This is a genomic window from Streptomyces sp. NPDC055749 (genome assembly GCF_053617235.1).
The window spans coordinates 16,441-32,778 of the sequence record NZ_JBSHFH010000070.1 but is presented as its reverse complement, the minus strand read 5'-3'; the positions used below and the strand labels follow the sequence as shown (position 1 = coordinate 32,778).

Sequence of the window (16,338 nt, the reverse complement as noted above, 5' to 3'; positions counted from 1 at the left end):
CGCAGAGGTCGGCGATGGCGGACCGGGGAACGGGACTGCCGGAGAGGATCAGGTGCAGGAGGCGACGGCGCAGCGCCTCGCTCTGCTCGCCCGCCCCGCTTCAAGAGAGGAACCAGCGATGCGCGTCCGCATGAAGGTCACGATCTCCGGCACCCGCGACGGCCAGCCCTGGCCCGAGCGCGGACAGAGCGTGGACCTGCCCGACGGCGAGGCCAAGCAGATGGTCGCGGCAGGCCTGGCCGAGCCGCACGACGACAGCGACGACGGCGAGGACGGCCAGCCGCCCGAGGAGAACACCGCCAACCCGGGCGAGCCGGAGAAGGCCACCGGCCGCCGCAAGCCCACGACGAAGTCGGCCGTCGAGAAGTAGCCCGGGAGGCTTCCATGGCGCTGCTCACCCTCGCCGAGGCGAAAGCCCAGCTCGACAACGACACGGACACCGACGACCTCGAGCTGCAGGTGTACATCGAGGCACTGACCGCAGCGATCGAACGGCACGTCGGGCCGGTGGAAACCCGGGAGTTCGCCGAGACGATCGAGGGCCGCAGCAGCTCCCTGTGCCTGTCCCACATTCCGGCCGTCGCCCTGGTGTCGGTCGTCCCGGCCGTGGACGCGGGCGACGCTCTCGACCTGGACGCGCTCGTCCTGGACGGCGCCACGGGCATCGTCCGCTACCGGGGCGGCTCGTTCACGGGGACGCTGTGGCGGGTCACGTACACGGCCGGCCGCGGCGAGGTGCCGCCCACCATCAACCTGGCCGCGCGGATCCTGCTTCAGCACCTGTGGCGTACCCAGTACGGGGCATCCCGGGGGCTGGGCAGCATCGGCGGCGGCGACGACTTCTCCGTGACCGAGCCGGTGCCCGGCTGGGGCTACGCGATCCCGAACAGGGTCCTGCAGCTGCTGGAGCCGTACAAGGTCCCGCCGGGGGTGGCCTGATGCTGACCTCTCGTGTCCCGGCCGCTGTGGACGGGCTGCTGGCGGTGCTGCGGGCGGCACCCGGCCTGGCGGACGTGACGGTCGTCGACGGGCCGCCAGCGGTCAACCTGACCCCGCGGCGCCTGCTCTTCGTGGGCTGGCAGCCTGGGGGCGAGTCGGCGGTGTCTCTCGCCCAGACGTTCAACGGCGCTGGCGCCAGGACCCGCGACGAGACGTTCCAGATCGCCGGGTACATCGAGGCCCGCACCGGCGACAAGGACATGCAGGCCCGCCGGGCTGCAGTGTTCGCGATCCTCGGGGAGATCGAGACGGCGCTGCGCGCCACGACCGACGCGCCGGACGCGCCCACGCTGGGCGGGGCGGTGCTGTGGGCGCACCTGACCGCGGGCGACCTCACCCAGATCCAGAGCGAGGGCAGCACCGCCGGGCTGGCGTTCACGGTGACCTGCCAGGCCCGTATCTGATCCACCACCACAAGGGAGCAAGTGATGGCGCGTGTGCGCTTTCTGGGGCCGGAGCCGGTGACCGTGCCCGAACTCGGCCGGACTGTCCACCCGGACGAGGTCGTCGAAGTCTCGGACGAAAGGTTCGACGGCTACGTGTGCCAGCCCGCGAACTGGGAGTCCGTCGAAGAGCCCGGGGCGAAGGCCTCGAAGAAGACCGCGGTCAAGCCGCAGAAGGAGGGCTGATCCATGGCGATCGGATCCGGGCTCGGTGCCCAGCTCGGCATCGCAGCCGAGACGACCTACGGCACCTACGTGGCGCCGTCGAAGTTCATCGAGTTCACGCAGGAATCGCTGGCGCTGAAGAAGACCACGGCGCAGTCGGCGGGGATCGCGGCCGGCCGTCTGCTGGCGCTGTCGTCGCGGCGCGTGCTCACCCGCCGCGAGGTGGAGGGCAGCCTGGACATCGAGGTCGCCAACAAGGGCATGGGCGCCCTGGTCCAGGCGCTCATGGGCACGTCGGTGACGCCGGTGAAGCAGTCGACCACCACGGCGTACATGCAGACGCACCTCCTGGCGGACACCCGGGGCAAGTCCCTGACGATCCAGAAGGGCGTGCCGCTGACGACTGGCACGGTCACGGCTAAGTCTTTCGTGGGCTGCAAGGTCACCTCGGCGGAGTTCGCGTGCGAGGTCGGCGGCATGCTCACCGGGTCGTTCGAGTTCGACGGCAAGGACTGCGACGAGGCGCAGCCCCTGGCGGTCGCGTCGTATGGCAACTCGTCCCCGTTCCACTTCGGGCAGATGACCCTGAAGACGGGCGCGTTCGGGTCGGAGACGGCGCTGGACGGCATCCGCAAGGTGTCGGTGAAGGTGGAGCGGCCGCAGGATGTGGAGCGGTTCTACGCGAACCAGGCGTCGCTGAAGAAGGAGCCGATCGCCAACGACCAGGTGAAGATCACCGGGTCGCTGGAGACGGACTACGCCGCCACCACCCTGGACGACCTCCACACCTCGGACGCAGCGTTCTCCCTGGTGTGGGAGTTCACCGGCGCCCTGATCGAGACGACCTACGCCGACACGTTCCGGGTCACGCTCCCGGCCGTCCGCCTGGACGAGGGCCCGCCCACCGTGGATGGCTTCGGCGTCGTCAAGCCGACGTTCAACTTCACCGGCCTGTACGACGGCACGAACCAGCCGAAGATCGAGATCATCTCGACCGAAGCGACTCTGTGAGCCCGGCGTGGTTCAGAACATTCGCGTGATCGGTACCGGCCAGCTGCTGGAGTTGTCGGCGCGGCTGCGCCGGGCCGGTCACGAGAACATCCGCTCCAGCTTCCACCGGCGCATCCGGCGGGCGGCGGAACCCCTGCGCGACGACCTGCAGGACGCCATCCGCCGCCTGGACATCCGCTCGCAGGGCCGGGGGTTCGGCAAGCGTGGCGGGCGGTCGCCGACCACGCGCCCCCTGCGCCGGTCGATCGCCGCAGCCATCCGCATCTCGGTCCGCAACACCGGCAATCCGGGCGCCCGCGTCTGGCTCGACAAGGGACTCCTGCCGCCAGACATCCCCATGGGCGTCGTGAACCGGCTCAACGAAGGCCGCCTCCGGCACCCCGTGTTCGGCAACAAGCGCCGGTGGGCGCAGCAGAACGCCACGCCTCTGTGGTGGGACCGGACCGTGCGCTCTCACCACGACCGCATCACCCGTGAAGTCGGCCGCGTCGTCGATGACGTGCGCCGGCACCTCGAATAGGAGCAACACCCGTGATCGTTGTCTACACCCCTGCGGGCGGCGAGCCCGAGCAGTACGACGCGTCCAGCCTGCGCGTGTCCGAGGCCGCGATCGTGCAGCGCACCGTCGACATGAAGTGGCAGGAGATCAAGGAGGGGTTGGAGAGCGACGACCTGGACGCGATGCGCGGCATCGTCTGGGTCATCAAGAAGCGCTCCCAGCCCAGCCTGCGGTTCGGGGAGTTCGACCCGGGCGTGGACGAGATGGTCTCCCGCATGGACCGGCGGGAAGTCGAGGCCTACGTCGACAACGCGTTCGCGACCACGCAGGACGACAGCGAGCTGACCCCGGAGACGGTGGCCGGCATCCTCCTCGAGCGGCTGCCGAGTGTGGCCGCCGATCCTGAGCACGCGCGCGCCCTGATCGACGCCCGGGCCACCAGCCCAAAAGCGGCGGCCGACGAGCCGCTGCCGGAGGAGACACCGGGCGAGGCTACGAGCCCGAGCCCGACATCGAACGAGCCCGAGGCCTCTACCTCGGACTCTTCGCCCACGTCCTCCACATCCCCCCTGCAGCCGTCGACGAGCTGACCATCGACGACTTCTACAACCTGACCGCCTGGATCGACCAGCACCAGGCAGCCCTCCAGGCGGAAGGTGGTTGAGCCGTGCCGTCGATGAACTTCCTCCTCACCGGCCAGGACCGGTTGAGCCACGTCTTCGACCGGATTGGGGACCGCGCGCAGCGGCTTCACCGGCGCATCGACGATGCGACCACTCGCGGCAATGTCGCAATGAGCCGCTTCACCAGTAACACGTCCCGACGCCTGTCCCAGATGCAGCAGGACAGCGAGGCCGGCGGGAAGGCGCTGGAGAAGCTGGCGGGCGCCGCGCTGCTGCTGGCTCCGGCCGCGATCCCGGTCGCCGCAACGCTGGCGCCGATCGCAGCCGGGGCGGGCACGGTCGCCGTCGCGATCGCAGCGATGGGTGCCGCCCTGGTCCCGCAAATCTCTGCTCTGGGCGACGCGGCTGAGGCGGAGACGAAGTGGCAGGACGCGGTCGCCAAGAGTGGCGCCACCTCGGCGGAAGCAGCGCAGGCGCAGGCTGCCTACGCCAAGACCGTGGCCGAACTGCCGCCCGCCACACGTCAGGCGGCGGCCGCGTTCAGCGTGCTCAAGGACGAGTTCGCGGACTGGTCCGACGAGCTGGCCGGCGACACGATGGCCCCAGTCATCAAGAGCATCGGCATCGCCAACGCCCTGTTGCCGAAGACGTCCGGCCTAGTCCGTGCCGCCTCGTCGGAGACCGACCGCTTCCTGACGATCATCGGCGGCTCGATGGCCTCTCCTGGCTTCGACCGCCTCAACGACAAGTTCACCACGTTCACACAGCGCACGTTGCGCAACCTGAACGACGGATTGGTGCACCTGCTGCGCACCAGCGACGGCAAGGTCGGCAGCAACCTGGCAGAGTTCATGGACTACGCCAGAGCCCAGGGGCCGTTGGTCTCCAGCGTCCTGCGCAACATTGGCACCACGCTGATGAACGTGCTGCGGGCGGGCAGCGACGTCGGCGTGGGCATGCTGCAGGTCATCAACGTCCTCGCCAAGCTCGTCTCGGCGGTCCCGCCTGGCACCATCGCCGCCCTCCTGCAGCTGGCGTTCGCGATGAAGGTGACTAAGGCGGCCGCGTTCGGTCTGGCCGCGGCGCGCACGGCCGTGGCTGCGTTCATGACGCAGCTCATCGCGATGGGGAACGCGGCCGCGGGCACGCCTGGGCGGCTGCGCGCGGTCGGCGCGGCGATCGGCGCCCTGTCCCGCAGCGCGAAGGTGGCGCTGGCTGGCACGGGTATCGGTCTGCTGCTGGTCGCGCTCGCCGAGCTGCAGCAGCGGGGCAAGTCGGTGCCTCCGGACGTCGACAAGCTGACCACGTCGCTGGGCACGCTGGGCCGCACCGGGCGGGTCACGGGCGAGGCCGCGCGGGTGATGGGCAAGGACATGGAGGGCCTGGCCTCCGCTGTCGAGCGTGTCGCTGGCCACAGCGGCGGCATGGACTCGTTCAACGACGTCATGAACCGGATCTTCACTCTGGGCATGGCGGACAGCAACTCCATGAAGGTGGCCAAGGAGGACCTGGACGGTATCGACCAGGCGCTCGCCAACCTCGTCAAGGGCGGCAACGCCAGCTTGGCCGAGGCCGCGCTGAAGCGGATGAGCGACGCCTACGGCAAGGGCGGCCGGGACACCCGTGAGTTCACCTCGCGGCTGGACGCCTACAAGCAGGCTCTGGCTGACGCCAAGTTCGAGCAGCAGCTCGCCGCCGACAGCATGGGCCTGTTCGGCGCGCAGGCGCAGGCCGTGCAGCAGAAGCTGAACGCGCAGAAGATGAGTGCGGACGGGCTGCGCCAGTCGATCCAGGCGCTGTCGGAGACGTCCCGGAACGCGTTCGACGCCGAGACGAAGTTCGAAGCGGCGATCGACAACGTCACCAAGTCGCTGAAGGCCAACGGCAAGACCCTCGACGTCGGCACGGACAAGGGCCGCGCAAACCGGGACGCCCTGTCGCAGATGGCGGCGGCGACCGAGGACGCCGCGGCCAAGGCCCGCGAGAACGGCGCCTCGTGGACAGAGGTCACCCGGATCTACGACAAGGGCCGCAAGACCCTCGTCGACAACGCGTTTGCGATCACCGGCAACCGGAAGGAAGCCGAGCGGCTCGCGGGCACGCTGCTGAAGATGCCGTCGCCGAAGATGCGCCTGGAGATGCGCACCGAGGGCGCGATCACAAGCCTCAACGGTGTCGTGGCGGCGATGAAGAAGGCGCCCGACTCGAAGAAGGTCACGGTCAAGGCGCTCACCGCGGACGCGGTCAGCATGCTGCGCGACCTCGGTTTCAAGGTCACGCGGCTGAAGGACGGCCGGTTCAAGATTACGGCCGAGACCGCGAACGCCAAGGGCAACATCGCTGCGGTCCAGAAGGCCCGCGACGCGCTCAAGGACAAGACGATCACGCTGGAGGCGCGGGACCGGGCCAGCGCCGCCGCCCGCGCGATCCAGCAGGCCCTCGCGGGACTGCGGAACAAGACCGTCACCATCACGACCGTTCGGCAGACGATCGCCCAGTACAGCACCGACACCCGGCCCTACACCGGGCAGGGCGGTGTCAGCAAGAACGCCGCAGGCGGCCCGGTCGAAGCGGGCGAGGTGTCCTTGGTCGGTGAGAACGGGCCCGAGCTGGTCGTGTTCGGTCAGGCGGGACGTGTCATCGACGCCACCACCACGCGCGCTCTGAAGGCGGGCACGGCCAGTGCCGGGCGGGACGCTGCCCGAGGCCTGACCACCGGGATGGGCGGCTCGACGGGAGGGGTGTTCTCCGCTGCGCAGACGATGGCGGCCGCGGTCACGGCCGGCATCCGGACGGAGTTGGAGATCGCGTCACCGTCGAAGAAGACGCGGGCGCTCGCCAAGGACGTTGGGCGCGGCTTCATTCAGGGGCTGACCAGCACCCGGGCGAAGATCAAGTCGGTGTCGGCTGACCTGGTCAAGGACATCAAGACGGCGTTCTCCGGCAAGAAGGAGTCCAGCCTGGTCGCCGCCGTTAACTTCCAGACGAGTCGACTGATGGCCCTGGCGGCCAAGCGGGACAAGCTCGCCGCGAAGATCGCCGAGGCGAAGCAGTACGCCAAGGACGTCACGAGGAACGCACGGGACCAGGCCAGCCTCGGCAACTTGGGCATGCAGCCCGAGGAGGTCACCGCGGGCGGCATCAAGGCCGGCCTGGCGGCCAAGCTCGCGAAGATCAAGCAGTTCAGCAAGTACATCGACATCCTCGCCAAGAAGGGCCTGAACAAGGGGCTGTTGCGGCAGATCCTCAACATGGGCCCGGAGGACGGCTACGCCTACGCGTCCGCTCTGGTCGGCGCGGACAAGAACACGTTCAAGCAGATCAACAGCCTGCAGAGCCAGCTCGACAAGTCCACGGACAAGCTGGGCAAGCGGGGCGCGGACATCCTGTACGACTCCGGCAAGAACGCCAGCAAGGGGTTCCTCACGGGCCTGGCTTCTCAGCAGAAAGACATCGAGAAGCTCATGCTGAAGATCGCCCAGGGGATGCAGAAGAGCATCAAGAAAGCGTTGGGGATCAAGAGCCCGTCCACGGTGATGGCCAAGCTGGGGCGCTTCTCCACGCAGGGCCTGGCCCGCGGTCTGGTCGGCGCGCTGCCGGAAGTCGACCGCGCCCTCGGCGTCGTCACCGGCCGCGTCGCCTCGGCTCAGCCTGTGCTGGGGCGGCCCGCTGTCGTGGCCGGCGGGGGCGGCGGGGTCATGCAGGTACAGGTCGACATCAACGGGGCAATGGACCCGGTCGCTGTCGGCAAGGAACTGCAGCGCGTACTGCTCATGCTCAAAAGAACGCAGGGCCTGAACGTGAAGCTGGGGGTGGCGTAGTGGCGTGGCTGGTGGAAATGGGCTGGGGCGGCCTGGTGCAGTACCCCGACACCATCACCTGGACGGACATCAGTCAGTACGTCAGCACAGCGCGGGCAATCACCATCACCCGAGGCGCCGCCGACGAGTTGTCCGAGACGCAGCCTGGCACGGCGACCTTGGCCCTGGACAACGACGACGGCCGGTTCACCCCGGGCAACTCCTCGTCGCCGTACTACCCGTTCGTGCGGCGCAACGCGCCGATCCGGATCGCGGTCGCGCACATGCCGACGCGGTCCGGGGCGGCGCCCTACCCGGTCGGGCAGCTGGGCGACGACTTCGACGATGGCCGCGTCGACTCGGTGCTGTGGCCCAACTCCTACGGCGGGGTCGTCGAGCGGGGCGGCGTGGTCCGCATCCCGGTGAGCACTGCCGGGGATGCGGGCCTGCAGTCGGTGCGGCAGTGGACGCTGAAGGGCAGCCGCCTCACTGCCAAGCTGGTCACCGTCCCGAAGGCGGGCGGTTCGTCGAACGTGGCCGCGTCGATGTGGGTCAACTCCACTACGGCGGGCACGCGGATCGGCTGGCGGTACGACGCGCTCACCGGCCTCCTCGCCGCGTCGAACCAGGCGGCGTACTTCGACGGGTCCGCCGTGAACCTCACCTACTCGCCGATCGACCACGCGTGGCTGCGGGTCCGGGAGTCCGGCGGCACCGTCTACTGGGAGACGTCCCGCGACGGTTTCAGCTGGACCGTGCGCCGCACCCTCGCTGCGCCCGCGTGGGTGTCCAGCCAGACGCACGCGGTCGAGTTCCCCGCCACCCGCACCGGCGGCACCAACGACTTCATCGAGTGGGACCTGGTCGGCGCCATCATCAAGCCCCGCTTCTGCGGCACGGCCAACGAGTTCCCCGTCGACTGGGAGGGCCTCTCCAGCACGGTCACGGTCACGTGCACCGACCTGTTCAAGCGGCTCAACCGGCTCCCCGTGCTCCGGAGCATGGCGGCCGAGGAGGTCCTCGCGTCCGGGCCGCTCGCGTTCTACCCGCTGACCGAGCCGTCCGACTCCACCAGCGCGGGCGACCTGTCCGGCATCGGCGCGGGATCCCTGACCATTCAGCAGGTCGGTACGGGCGGCACCCTCGCCATGGCTGCCGCGCCGGGGCCGCCCGCCACCGAGGACCAGGTCCCGCTGTTCACTCCGTCCTCGGCGACGGCCGGGAAATGGTTGTCGGCCAACATGGGCGACGACGTCCAAACGCAGCTCAATGGCGGCCGGCCAGTGCTCGAGTGCTGGTTCCAGACCACCACCGCCGGCCGGGCCATCATGGCTCTGGCGTCCCCGGACCTGCAGTACGTGCACGTGCTGTCCCTGTCCGGCAGCGGCCAGCTGCAGATCGAATGGACCGACACCGGCGGCACGCTGGCGACGGCACCGATCCCCTTTACGCCTGGCCTGGCGGACGGAAACTGGCACCACGTGGCCTTTGGCCAATATTCGAAGCTTGTGTTCCTCGACGGCGCGCTGGCGATGGCCGGCGTATCCGTGCCCTATGGCACCGACCAGCGCATCTTGCATATCGGCGGCTACCGTGGCACCCGCCTGTGGTCCGGGTCGATCGCCTACGTTGCCCTGTACGGGGTGGCCCAGGCCGCCGAGTCCCGGCTCGCCAGCCACTACAGGGCCGGGGCGACCGGGTACGCGGGCGAGAGTGCGGCCGAGCGGATCCAGCGGCTGGCTCGGTATGCGGGCGTGGACAGCGTGACGATTCTCGGTGGCACGTTCGACCCGATCGCGTCCCAGGCGGCGGGCGGCACGCAGGTCGTCGCCCGCATGCGTGAGGTGGAGTACACCGAGTCCGCGAAGCTGTACGCCGAGCGGGACTACTTCGGGCTCGCATTCCAAAGCCGCGACCTGCGCTACAACCCGGACCCGTCCGGCGAGGTGTTCACGGTCACCTACGCCGACCTCGAGCCGGGAACGAGCATCTCCGACGACGACCAGAAGATGGTCAACTCGCTGCAGGCTTCCCGGCCCGGCGGCGCCACCCAGCGGGTCACCGCGCCCTCGAGCATCACGGCGTTCGGACTGTACGAGCCGCAGCCCCTCGACATCCTCAAGACCAGCGACAACAGCGTCTTGGACGCCGCCTACTGGGTCGTGTCCCGGTACGCAAACCCGGGGCCGGAGTTGCGCGAGGTGGTGATCGAGGCGTACACGATGCCCAACTATCTGGACATCCTCGACGCCGACATCTCCAGCTACTTCACCGTCTACGGCCTGCCCTCGCAGGCGCCCGCGTCCTCGATGCGGGTCACGGTCGAGGGCTACACCGAGACGATCAAAGAGCGCAGCCACGTGATCCAGTTCCACACCAGCGCCTCCTTCAACGACTCCGTGTGGGTCCTCGGCGATCCCGTGTACTCCAGGCTCGACTCCACCACCCGCCTCGCCTACTGATCGGAGCACGCCCATGGCCGTGTCCGCCCTGCCCGCCGCGTCCATCGTGACCGCCGAAACGTTCTACCTGCCGCCGCCCCCGCGCCGGGGCCAGCCCGCGGAAGACTGGTCGCAGATCCCCGGGGCCGAGCTGGTCTACGCGTGGGTCGAGTACCGGCTGGGCCGCCGCGTCCCCGTCCCGACCGAGTCGGTGCCGGACCATCCGGGGCTGTACGCCTGGATCGATGACGGCCGGTGGATCACCGAGTGCGATGCCTGCCGGACAGCGTGGGCCGTCTCCGTGGCCGACCCGCGTTTCGGGTGCGCGGAATGCCGGCGGGACTGGGTGCCGCTCATCGTCCCCGATGACATCGAGGCCGCCGAGGCCGAGGCGCTGAGCCTGACTCGCCGGTTCTGGTGGCACCCGGACGACCCGCGCAACCCGGTGCAGCCCGAGCCGGAACCGGAACCCACGCCCGAGCCCGAGCCCACGCCCGAGCCGGAGGCCCCGGAGGTGGGGGCGTGACGTTCGCACCGAAGACGTGGATCGTCGGCGAGACCGTCACGGCGGCCTTGTTGAACCAGGAGATCCGCGACCAGTTCAACAGCATGTTCGACGCGTGGACCACGTACACGCCGACGTGGACAGCGACGACCAACCCGGCCCTCGGGAACGGGGTGCTGACCGGCCGGTATCTCAAGGTCGGCCGGAAGTGCCTTGCCGACATCCGCCTGGAGATGGGGTCGACCACCACCTACGGCAGCGGCGCCTACGCCTTCAGCGTCCCGTTCGCAGCAACGTCCGCCGTCGTCGACTACCTCGGCACGGCCCGGCTCGCGGCTGGCGCCTCAACATGGGCCGGGCAGGCCGTGATGAGCGCTGGCAGCACCGTCTTCTCCTGCACTTTCCCCACATCGGCCACGGACTCGCGAGCCGCATCCATGACCGGCGCCGCCCCGTCCACCCTCGCCGCCGGCCACATCCTGCGCGCGCAGATCGAATACCAGACCGCCAACTGACCCAGCCCTACCCCGCCCGCCCCGCGCCGATGGCCGGGGCCTTTCTCATGCCTGGAGGCATCCCGTGGCAACTCCACTCACCGCTGCCCAGTTCCTCGCCGCCCTGAAGGCTGAGGGCGTGACCGTCGTCGAGGTCGGCGACTGGAAGAACCACAACCGCAACGCGAAGGGCCCGTGGGGTCCGGTGCACGGCGTGATGATCCACCACACCGTCACCAAGGGCACGGCGAACACGGTGAAGATCGTGCGCGACGGGTACGCCGGACTGCCCGGCCCGCTCTGCCACGGCATGATCGCCAAGGACGGGCGCGTGCACACGGTCGGCTGGGGCCGCGCCAACCACGCCGGCCTCGGTGACCCGGACGTCTTGTCCGCGGTCATCGCAGAGCGGCGGCCGCCCGTCGACAACGAGGCCACCGCCGACGGCAACCGGGCCTTCTACGGCTTCGAGTGCGAGAACCTCGGCGACGGCAAGGACCCGTGGCCGACCGAGCAGATCGAGGCCATCGTCCGCGTGATAGCCGCGATCTGCCGGCAGCACGGGTGGGGCGCCCGGTCGGCGCTGCGGCACCTGGACTGGCAGCCCGGCAAGGTCGACCCGCGCGGGCCCGGCATGGACTGGGAGCAGATCCTCGACCGCGTCGCGAAGCGGCTCGACAGCAAGCCGCCCACCACCAGCCTGCCCGCCCCGGCCAAGCCCACGGTGTCGCTGTCCAAGCTGGTCAAGGCGGCGAAGACCGACCCGCAGGCCAAGGGGACGCCGGTCACCTACGCCGGGGTGCGCGCCGTGGAGGCCGCGCTCGTCGACGAGGGCCTGCTCGCCAAGACGTACCTGGACGGCCACTACGGCACGGCCACCAAGGACGCGATGAGCGGCTGGCAGGAGCGGTGCGGGTTCCGCGGCCGCAAGCCTGGCCAGAGCGCCGACGGCATCCCCGGCAAGGACTCCCTTAGCCGCCTCGCCGCGAAGCACGGTTTCACCGTCACCGCCTGATCCCAGAAGGACACCATGAAGATCTCCAGCATCGCCAAGTCCATCGTGGCCGGCCTCGCCGCGGGCGCCACGGCTGCAGTCACCGCCGTGCAGGACGGTCAGGTCACGGCCACCGAGGGCATCACCATCGCGCTCGCGGTCCTGGGCGCCTGGGGCGTCACCTACGCCGTGCCCAACAAGCAGCCTTCGACGGGCGCCTGATGGGTGCCGTGGCGGTCCGGCGGCTCACCCGACGACTGCCGCGGCGCCCTGCTCACCCCCCACTGCACCATCGGAGGTCCTGCGTGGACGCTGCGCAGCTCGGCGCCGTCGGAGCCATCGCCGTCGGGCTCGCATCTGCGGTCGGCGCACTGATCGGGCAGCGGGGCGCGAATAGGGCCTCGCAGTCCGGCGCCGTGCTCGGCGGCTACTCGACACTCGTCGACAACCTGCAAGAGGAACGCGACAAGTTGCGCGACCGGCTCGTCGAAAACGAACGGCAGCTCGCCGCCGCCTACGCCGAACTCGCCAGCGAACGCGCCGACAAGGCGGCACTACAGCGGCAGATCACCGAACTCAGCAGTGAGAACACGCGGCTGCGCGCACAGATCGTCGAGCTGGGAGGACACCCCACGTGAACACACGTCGCCACGCGAGGCCGCTCCACGTACAGCAATGGCGATTCCTCGCGGTCGCAGCCGTGCTACTCGTGCTGTCAGGTGCGGTCGTCCTCGTGTGGCTACGCATCGACGCGGGAGACCGCCGGGCGGATGACCTCGCCGCCGAGGCGGACCTGCGCGGGGACGCCGTGGCCACACTGGCGACGGATGTGCGGGTGCTGCGCTCGCAGATCAAAGCGGGGGGAGGGACGCCGGCGGCGCCGGACCCGTCGCGGGCGGTCGATGATCTGCCCGCGCGTGCTCAGGTGCCTGTGCCAATCCCGGGCCCGGCCGGGCCTCGCGGTCCGCAGGGCGAGCCAGGACGGCCGGGTGCGACGGGCCCGCCCGGCTCGCCCGGCCCTGCAGGACCGTCCGGCGGGCAAGGCGAGCCCGGCGCTACGGTGACCGGTCCAGCAGGCCCGGCGGGGTCGGCAGGGTCGGTAGGGCCCGCAGGACCCGCAGGACCCGCAGGACCCGCAGGACCGCCCGGCAAGGACGGCAGGGACGGCCACGACGGCAAGGACGGCAGGGCCGGGCAGGCATGCCCCGACGGGTACAGCCTGCAGGCGCCGTCATGGGATGCCGACGCGCTCGTCTGCAGGCGGGACGGCGCCCCGCCGCCGAACCAGCCCGGCAACAACGGCAACGGCAACACCCCGGAGGCGTTAGGCCTCGACCCGCACCGCCGCCAGTACCCATGACCACGGCCCCGTCCTCCTTCGGGAGGGCGGGGCCGCTTCGTCGTTACCGCAGCCCTTAGCCGGTCGGCCCCGAGGAGTTGACCGTCACCGATACCGCCGGCACCCAGTACCCGGTCAGTCCGCCCGCCGTGATCTGGAAGCACGGCCGCCCGTTGACGATCGCCCGCCGGTCCGTCGGCGCGTTCGACGGGTTCACGAAGGACACCGTCCTGATGGTCGCCGTGCCGTCCGTCGCCACCTTGTACGTGTCCACCGGCACGCTGCCGCCGGGGAACGTCACCGTGCGGGTGGGCCGGTACAGGGTCGTCAGGTACTGCCCGAGCAGGTGCGAGTTGGGCCATGCCTCGCCCACCCACCAGCCCTCATACGGGCCCGCGCTGATCCGGTAGTAGATGCCCCGGTTCTGGATCCGGCGCCGCATCGACGCCGGGGCCTGCGTCGCCCGGCTGAACGTCACCGACTTGGTCTCCAAGACCTTGTCCGCCCTGGACTCCACCCAGGAGCCGTCCGCAGCCGTGTCGTACCGGTACAGGGTGTGCGTGCCGGCCGCGAACTGGACCGTGCCCGTCACGCTGGCCGGGTAGTCGTCGACGAGCCGATCCGTGTGGTCGGCGAAGTCCGGGCTGCCAGTCTGCCAATGCAGTTGCCGCAGCAGGTTGATGTGGTGCTGGTGGTAGGAGGGCGCGGGTATCCGGTGCGTCTGGCAGTAGTGCGAGGCCCACTTGGTGTTCCGCAGCTGAGGGAAGTACCTGGCGATGGTGGTCGCGCACCCGTCGTACAGGGCTGCCGCATCCTGGCTGCCCGTGGCGACGTAGTAGTCCCACAACCCGAACATCGCGAAGACCATCCCGTTGTATGTGTAGTCGCCGGTGCCCGGCTCGCTGCCCGGGTACTCCTGAAGCCACACATAGCCAGCGCCGTCGACGTTGACCGCCCACGGGTAGCCGTCGTCCGCGACCTGAAGCGACGCGAACGCCGCGTCGGCCGCCGCGAGATACCTGGCCCGGTCCTCGCCACAGACGCCGTCCAGCTGGGACAGCTGCGCGAACAGGGAGATGGCCTCGCCCTGCGCCATCCCCGAATACCACGGCGCCTTGTACGAGACACCGGTGTGCACGGCGTGCGTGAACGGGAAGGGGTACGGGAACCACCAGCTGCCCCGGGCCTCAAGCCGTTTGGCGATGAGCCGGTCCGCCTGCGTCTTCGCCCGCGTCAGGAACACCGCCCGGCGAGCCGGGTCCGTCTCCGCGCGGTAGCTGGAGATACAGCCCAGCCCGAACTGCGCCTGACCCACGGGGTGGTCGAGTCCGGCGCTGCCGACGTCCGGGTAGTACAGGTACACGCCGCCAGAGTCGAGATGATAGGTGCCGGTTGCGGGGGAGACGTTCTCCCACTTGGTCGGCCGGTCACGCCACGGCCGCATCTCCTCCGGCAGATCAGTGACGAGACGGTAGCCAGCCTGCTGAAAGGTAAGTTGCATATTACAAGTGTCCCCGGCAGCGGCACGGATAGCGAGGGCCTGACGTGGCGTCCGCCGGCACCTGGGCGCGCTCAGCCGTCGAGGGGCGGCCGGTCGGCGACGAAGGTTCCAATCCCGGTCTCGCCGCGCAACCAGCCCTCACGACGCAGATAGGCGAGCGCCTTCTGGCTCGTCGACGCCGCGACCCCCAGCTCGGTTGCCAGCTCCAGCGTCGAGGGCACTCGGGTCCCGGGCGGATAGGTGCCGTCCTTGATCCGGCCGATGACGATCTGCGCGGCCTGCCTCCATACCGCCCGCGTCCGGTCGAGATCAGCGCTCATACCGGCGACCGTAGGTTCCCGCACCATGCCGCGCGACCGCAGGACCCCTCGGCAACCCTCGGTAAGGCGCGGTATGGTCTGGGTCACAAGAAACCCCCGCGGCCTGGCAGGGCCCGGGGGGTGTGGCCACCGCTACATAGGGAGCAGTGACGCATGGATCGTAGAACACAAGCGCCGACGCCGGCAGTGCCCGGGTGTTCCGAATGCCGACGACTCAAAGTCGAGGAGGCCAGCGCGGAGCGGGCGGGCGACCTCTCGCGGGCGATCGACTGCCGGGTGTGGCTCCGCCGGCATCGTGCCACCGCGCACCGGGGCGAGCAGTGAGCGCCGGGCAGGCCGGCAAGGCGCCCATGCGGCTGATGACGATGCGGGTGACCCGTATCCACGACGGCGAGATCATCGAGCGGCGTGACGAGGTGTGCGTGACGGCTGATGAGCCGCTTGACCCGTTCGCGCTGACTTCGGCGTGGCCGCCGTGCCGGTGCCCGCGGTGCCGCCACTGAACTCCCGGACCCGGCAAGAACGCAGGCCGGGCACGGGCAGGGGCCCCGCCCCCGCCCCCCGTCGGGGACGGGGCCCCATCACGTAACAACCACCAGAAAGGCAACACATGGACAGCACCACTCTGCCCTGGCACGTGTCGAGCTACAGCACCGGCAACGGCGCCTGCATCGAGGTCGCCAAGACGTCGTCCGGCGCGTACTTCCGGGACACCAAGGACCGTCCCCGCGGCGCCGCAGCCGTGGCGCCCACGCGCCTGGACCACGTTCCTCGGCGCGGTGAAGGTGGGCACGCTCGGCGCCTGACCCTTGCGCGCTGCGGCCCCGGCTGGTGTCCACACCGGCCGGGGCCGCTTCATCGCACAAGGTCGGCGAGCGGCACGCCCAGGACCCGGGCGACGCGCGCCAGCGTGGACAGCTTCACGTCCCGGCCGGCCTCCACGTGCTGCAGCGTCCGCCGATCGATGCGCGCGGCCTGCCACACAGCGTCTTGGGTCAGGTTCTGCCGGAGCCGCTCGGCGCGCACCCGGTCCCCGATGGCCTGATGGACCTCGGAGAGCCAGCTGTCGTCATCGTCGTCGGGCAGGGCAAGCACTCGACAAACGTCGATGCCGCGTGATCATGTGTCTGCGGAATACGTTCCGCCTTTTCCGATCTTGATTGACCGGCATGCACCGTGGGACACGGGGCATCCGGTCCGCATG

General features: G+C 70.0%; 19 protein-coding genes and 1 pseudogene. 17 read left to right on the top strand and 3 right to left on the bottom strand.

Going from position 1 to position 16,338, the window contains the following annotated elements; genetic code table 11:
- The 15 genes from ACWGO0_RS33855 to ACWGO0_RS33785 form a co-directional block, all read left to right on the top strand.
- The coding region (locus ACWGO0_RS33855; RefSeq protein ID WP_453543712.1) for a hypothetical protein at nt 1-370 on the top strand (370 nt) is incomplete at its 5' end.
- A 14-nt stretch (nt 371-384) separates the two neighbouring features.
- Complete coding sequence (locus ACWGO0_RS33850) at nt 385-939, top strand: hypothetical protein (RefSeq protein ID WP_375852331.1); 555 nt, start codon at nt 385-387, stop codon at nt 937-939.
- A complete protein-coding gene (locus ACWGO0_RS33845; RefSeq protein ID WP_376041182.1) occupies nt 939-1,403 on the top strand; it encodes a hypothetical protein in 465 nt (154 codons plus the stop codon). Before ACWGO0_RS33850 ends, ACWGO0_RS33845 begins: the two co-directional genes overlap by 1 nt.
- 24 nt (nt 1,404-1,427) lie before the next feature.
- Nucleotides 1,428-1,628 (top strand): hypothetical protein, encoded by a 201-nt coding sequence (locus ACWGO0_RS33840; RefSeq protein ID WP_365438247.1) that lies wholly within the window; start codon nt 1,428-1,430, stop codon nt 1,626-1,628.
- Between the two features lie 3 nt (nt 1,629-1,631).
- On the top strand, nt 1,632-2,618 hold the full coding sequence (locus tag ACWGO0_RS33835) for a phage tail tube protein (protein WP_375852329.1): 987 nt from the start codon (nt 1,632-1,634) through the stop codon (nt 2,616-2,618).
- A 25-nt stretch (nt 2,619-2,643) separates the two neighbouring features.
- Nucleotides 2,644-3,138 (top strand): hypothetical protein, encoded by a 495-nt coding sequence (locus ACWGO0_RS33830; RefSeq protein WP_376175194.1) that lies wholly within the window; start codon nt 2,644-2,646, stop codon nt 3,136-3,138.
- A gap of 11 nt (nt 3,139-3,149) precedes the next feature.
- Entirely contained in the window at nt 3,150-3,707 is a 558-nt protein-coding gene (locus ACWGO0_RS33825) for a hypothetical protein (RefSeq protein WP_375852327.1), read from the top strand.
- Nucleotides 3,708-3,784: 77 nt separating this feature from the next.
- The gene (locus ACWGO0_RS33820; RefSeq protein ID WP_380736068.1) at nt 3,785-7,561 is read left to right on the top strand and encodes a hypothetical protein; all 3,777 of its coding nucleotides are present in this window, start codon (nt 3,785-3,787) and stop codon (nt 7,559-7,561) included.
- A complete protein-coding gene (locus ACWGO0_RS33815; protein ID WP_376041042.1) occupies nt 7,561-10,002 on the top strand; it encodes a hypothetical protein in 2,442 nt (813 codons plus the stop codon). Before ACWGO0_RS33820 ends, ACWGO0_RS33815 begins: the two co-directional genes overlap by 1 nt.
- A 13-nt stretch (nt 10,003-10,015) precedes the next feature.
- Nucleotides 10,016-10,507 (top strand): hypothetical protein, encoded by a 492-nt coding sequence (locus ACWGO0_RS33810; protein WP_375852338.1) that lies wholly within the window; start codon nt 10,016-10,018, stop codon nt 10,505-10,507.
- On the top strand, nt 10,504-11,001 hold the full coding sequence (locus ACWGO0_RS33805) for a hypothetical protein (RefSeq protein ID WP_375852337.1): 498 nt from the start codon (nt 10,504-10,506) through the stop codon (nt 10,999-11,001). Before ACWGO0_RS33810 ends, ACWGO0_RS33805 begins: the two co-directional genes overlap by 4 nt.
- 64 nt (nt 11,002-11,065) lie before the next feature.
- Complete coding sequence (locus tag ACWGO0_RS33800) at nt 11,066-11,995, top strand: N-acetylmuramoyl-L-alanine amidase (protein ID WP_375852336.1); 930 nt, start codon at nt 11,066-11,068, stop codon at nt 11,993-11,995.
- Nucleotides 11,996-12,010: 15 nt separating this feature from the next.
- Nucleotides 12,011-12,196: a hypothetical protein gene (locus ACWGO0_RS33795; protein WP_375852335.1), complete on the top strand. Its 186-nt coding sequence runs from the start codon at nt 12,011-12,013 to the stop codon at nt 12,194-12,196.
- Nucleotides 12,197-12,279: 83 nt separating this feature from the next.
- Nucleotides 12,280-12,612: a hypothetical protein gene (locus ACWGO0_RS33790; protein ID WP_375852334.1), complete on the top strand. Its 333-nt coding sequence runs from the start codon at nt 12,280-12,282 to the stop codon at nt 12,610-12,612.
- The gene (locus ACWGO0_RS33785) at nt 12,609-13,334 is read left to right on the top strand and encodes a collagen-like domain-containing protein (RefSeq protein WP_376041037.1); all 726 of its coding nucleotides are present in this window, start codon (nt 12,609-12,611) and stop codon (nt 13,332-13,334) included. The genes ACWGO0_RS33790 and ACWGO0_RS33785 overlap by 4 nt, the downstream gene beginning before the upstream one ends.
- Nucleotides 13,335-13,389: 55 nt before the next feature.
- Here the strand turns inward: ACWGO0_RS33785 and ACWGO0_RS33780 are convergent, their stop codons facing one another.
- Nucleotides 13,390-14,814, bottom strand: coding sequence for a D-glucuronyl C5-epimerase family protein (locus ACWGO0_RS33780; RefSeq protein ID WP_375852343.1), 1,425 nt, complete (start codon nt 14,812-14,814; stop codon nt 13,390-13,392).
- Nucleotides 14,815-14,885: 71 nt separating this feature from the next.
- Entirely contained in the window at nt 14,886-15,134 is a 249-nt protein-coding gene (locus tag ACWGO0_RS33775) for a GntR family transcriptional regulator (protein ID WP_375852342.1), read from the bottom strand.
- A 320-nt stretch (nt 15,135-15,454) separates the two neighbouring features.
- Between ACWGO0_RS33775 and ACWGO0_RS33770 the strand changes: the two genes are divergently transcribed.
- Together ACWGO0_RS33770 and ACWGO0_RS33765 are read left to right on the top strand one after the other, a co-directional pair.
- Nucleotides 15,455-15,637 (top strand): hypothetical protein, encoded by a 183-nt coding sequence (locus ACWGO0_RS33770; protein ID WP_376126677.1) that lies wholly within the window; start codon nt 15,455-15,457, stop codon nt 15,635-15,637.
- A 107-nt stretch (nt 15,638-15,744) separates the two neighbouring features.
- Nucleotides 15,745-15,879 (top strand): annotated as a pseudogene (locus ACWGO0_RS33765) (DUF397 domain-containing protein); the annotation flags it as partial.
- Between the two features lie 110 nt (nt 15,880-15,989).
- Here ACWGO0_RS33765 and ACWGO0_RS33760 read toward each other — a convergent pair.
- The gene (locus ACWGO0_RS33760) at nt 15,990-16,229 is read right to left on the bottom strand and encodes a helix-turn-helix domain-containing protein (protein WP_375852340.1); all 240 of its coding nucleotides are present in this window, start codon (nt 16,227-16,229) and stop codon (nt 15,990-15,992) included.
- Nucleotides 16,230-16,338: the final 109 nt, after the last annotated feature.

Excerpts from the sequence above, each read along its gene's own strand:
- ACWGO0_RS33850 (WP_375852331.1), top strand. The coding sequence starts at position 385 with ATGGCGCTGCTCACCCTCGCCGAGGCGAAAGCCCAGCTCGACAACGAC.
- ACWGO0_RS33845 (WP_376041182.1), top strand. The coding sequence starts at position 939 with ATGCTGACCTCTCGTGTCCCGGCCGCTGTGGACGGGCTGCTGGCGGTG.
- ACWGO0_RS33840 (WP_365438247.1), top strand. The coding sequence starts at position 1,428 with ATGGCGCGTGTGCGCTTTCTGGGGCCGGAGCCGGTGACCGTGCCCGAA.
- ACWGO0_RS33835 (WP_375852329.1), top strand. The coding sequence starts at position 1,632 with ATGGCGATCGGATCCGGGCTCGGTGCCCAGCTCGGCATCGCAGCCGAG.
- ACWGO0_RS33810 (WP_375852338.1), top strand. The coding sequence starts at position 10,016 with ATGGCCGTGTCCGCCCTGCCCGCCGCGTCCATCGTGACCGCCGAAACG.
- ACWGO0_RS33795 (WP_375852335.1), top strand. The coding sequence starts at position 12,011 with ATGAAGATCTCCAGCATCGCCAAGTCCATCGTGGCCGGCCTCGCCGCG.
- ACWGO0_RS33780 (WP_375852343.1), bottom strand. The coding sequence starts at position 14,814 with ATGCAACTTACCTTTCAGCAGGCTGGCTACCGTCTCGTCACTGATCTG.
- ACWGO0_RS33775 (WP_375852342.1), bottom strand. The coding sequence starts at position 15,134 with ATGAGCGCTGATCTCGACCGGACGCGGGCGGTATGGAGGCAGGCCGCG.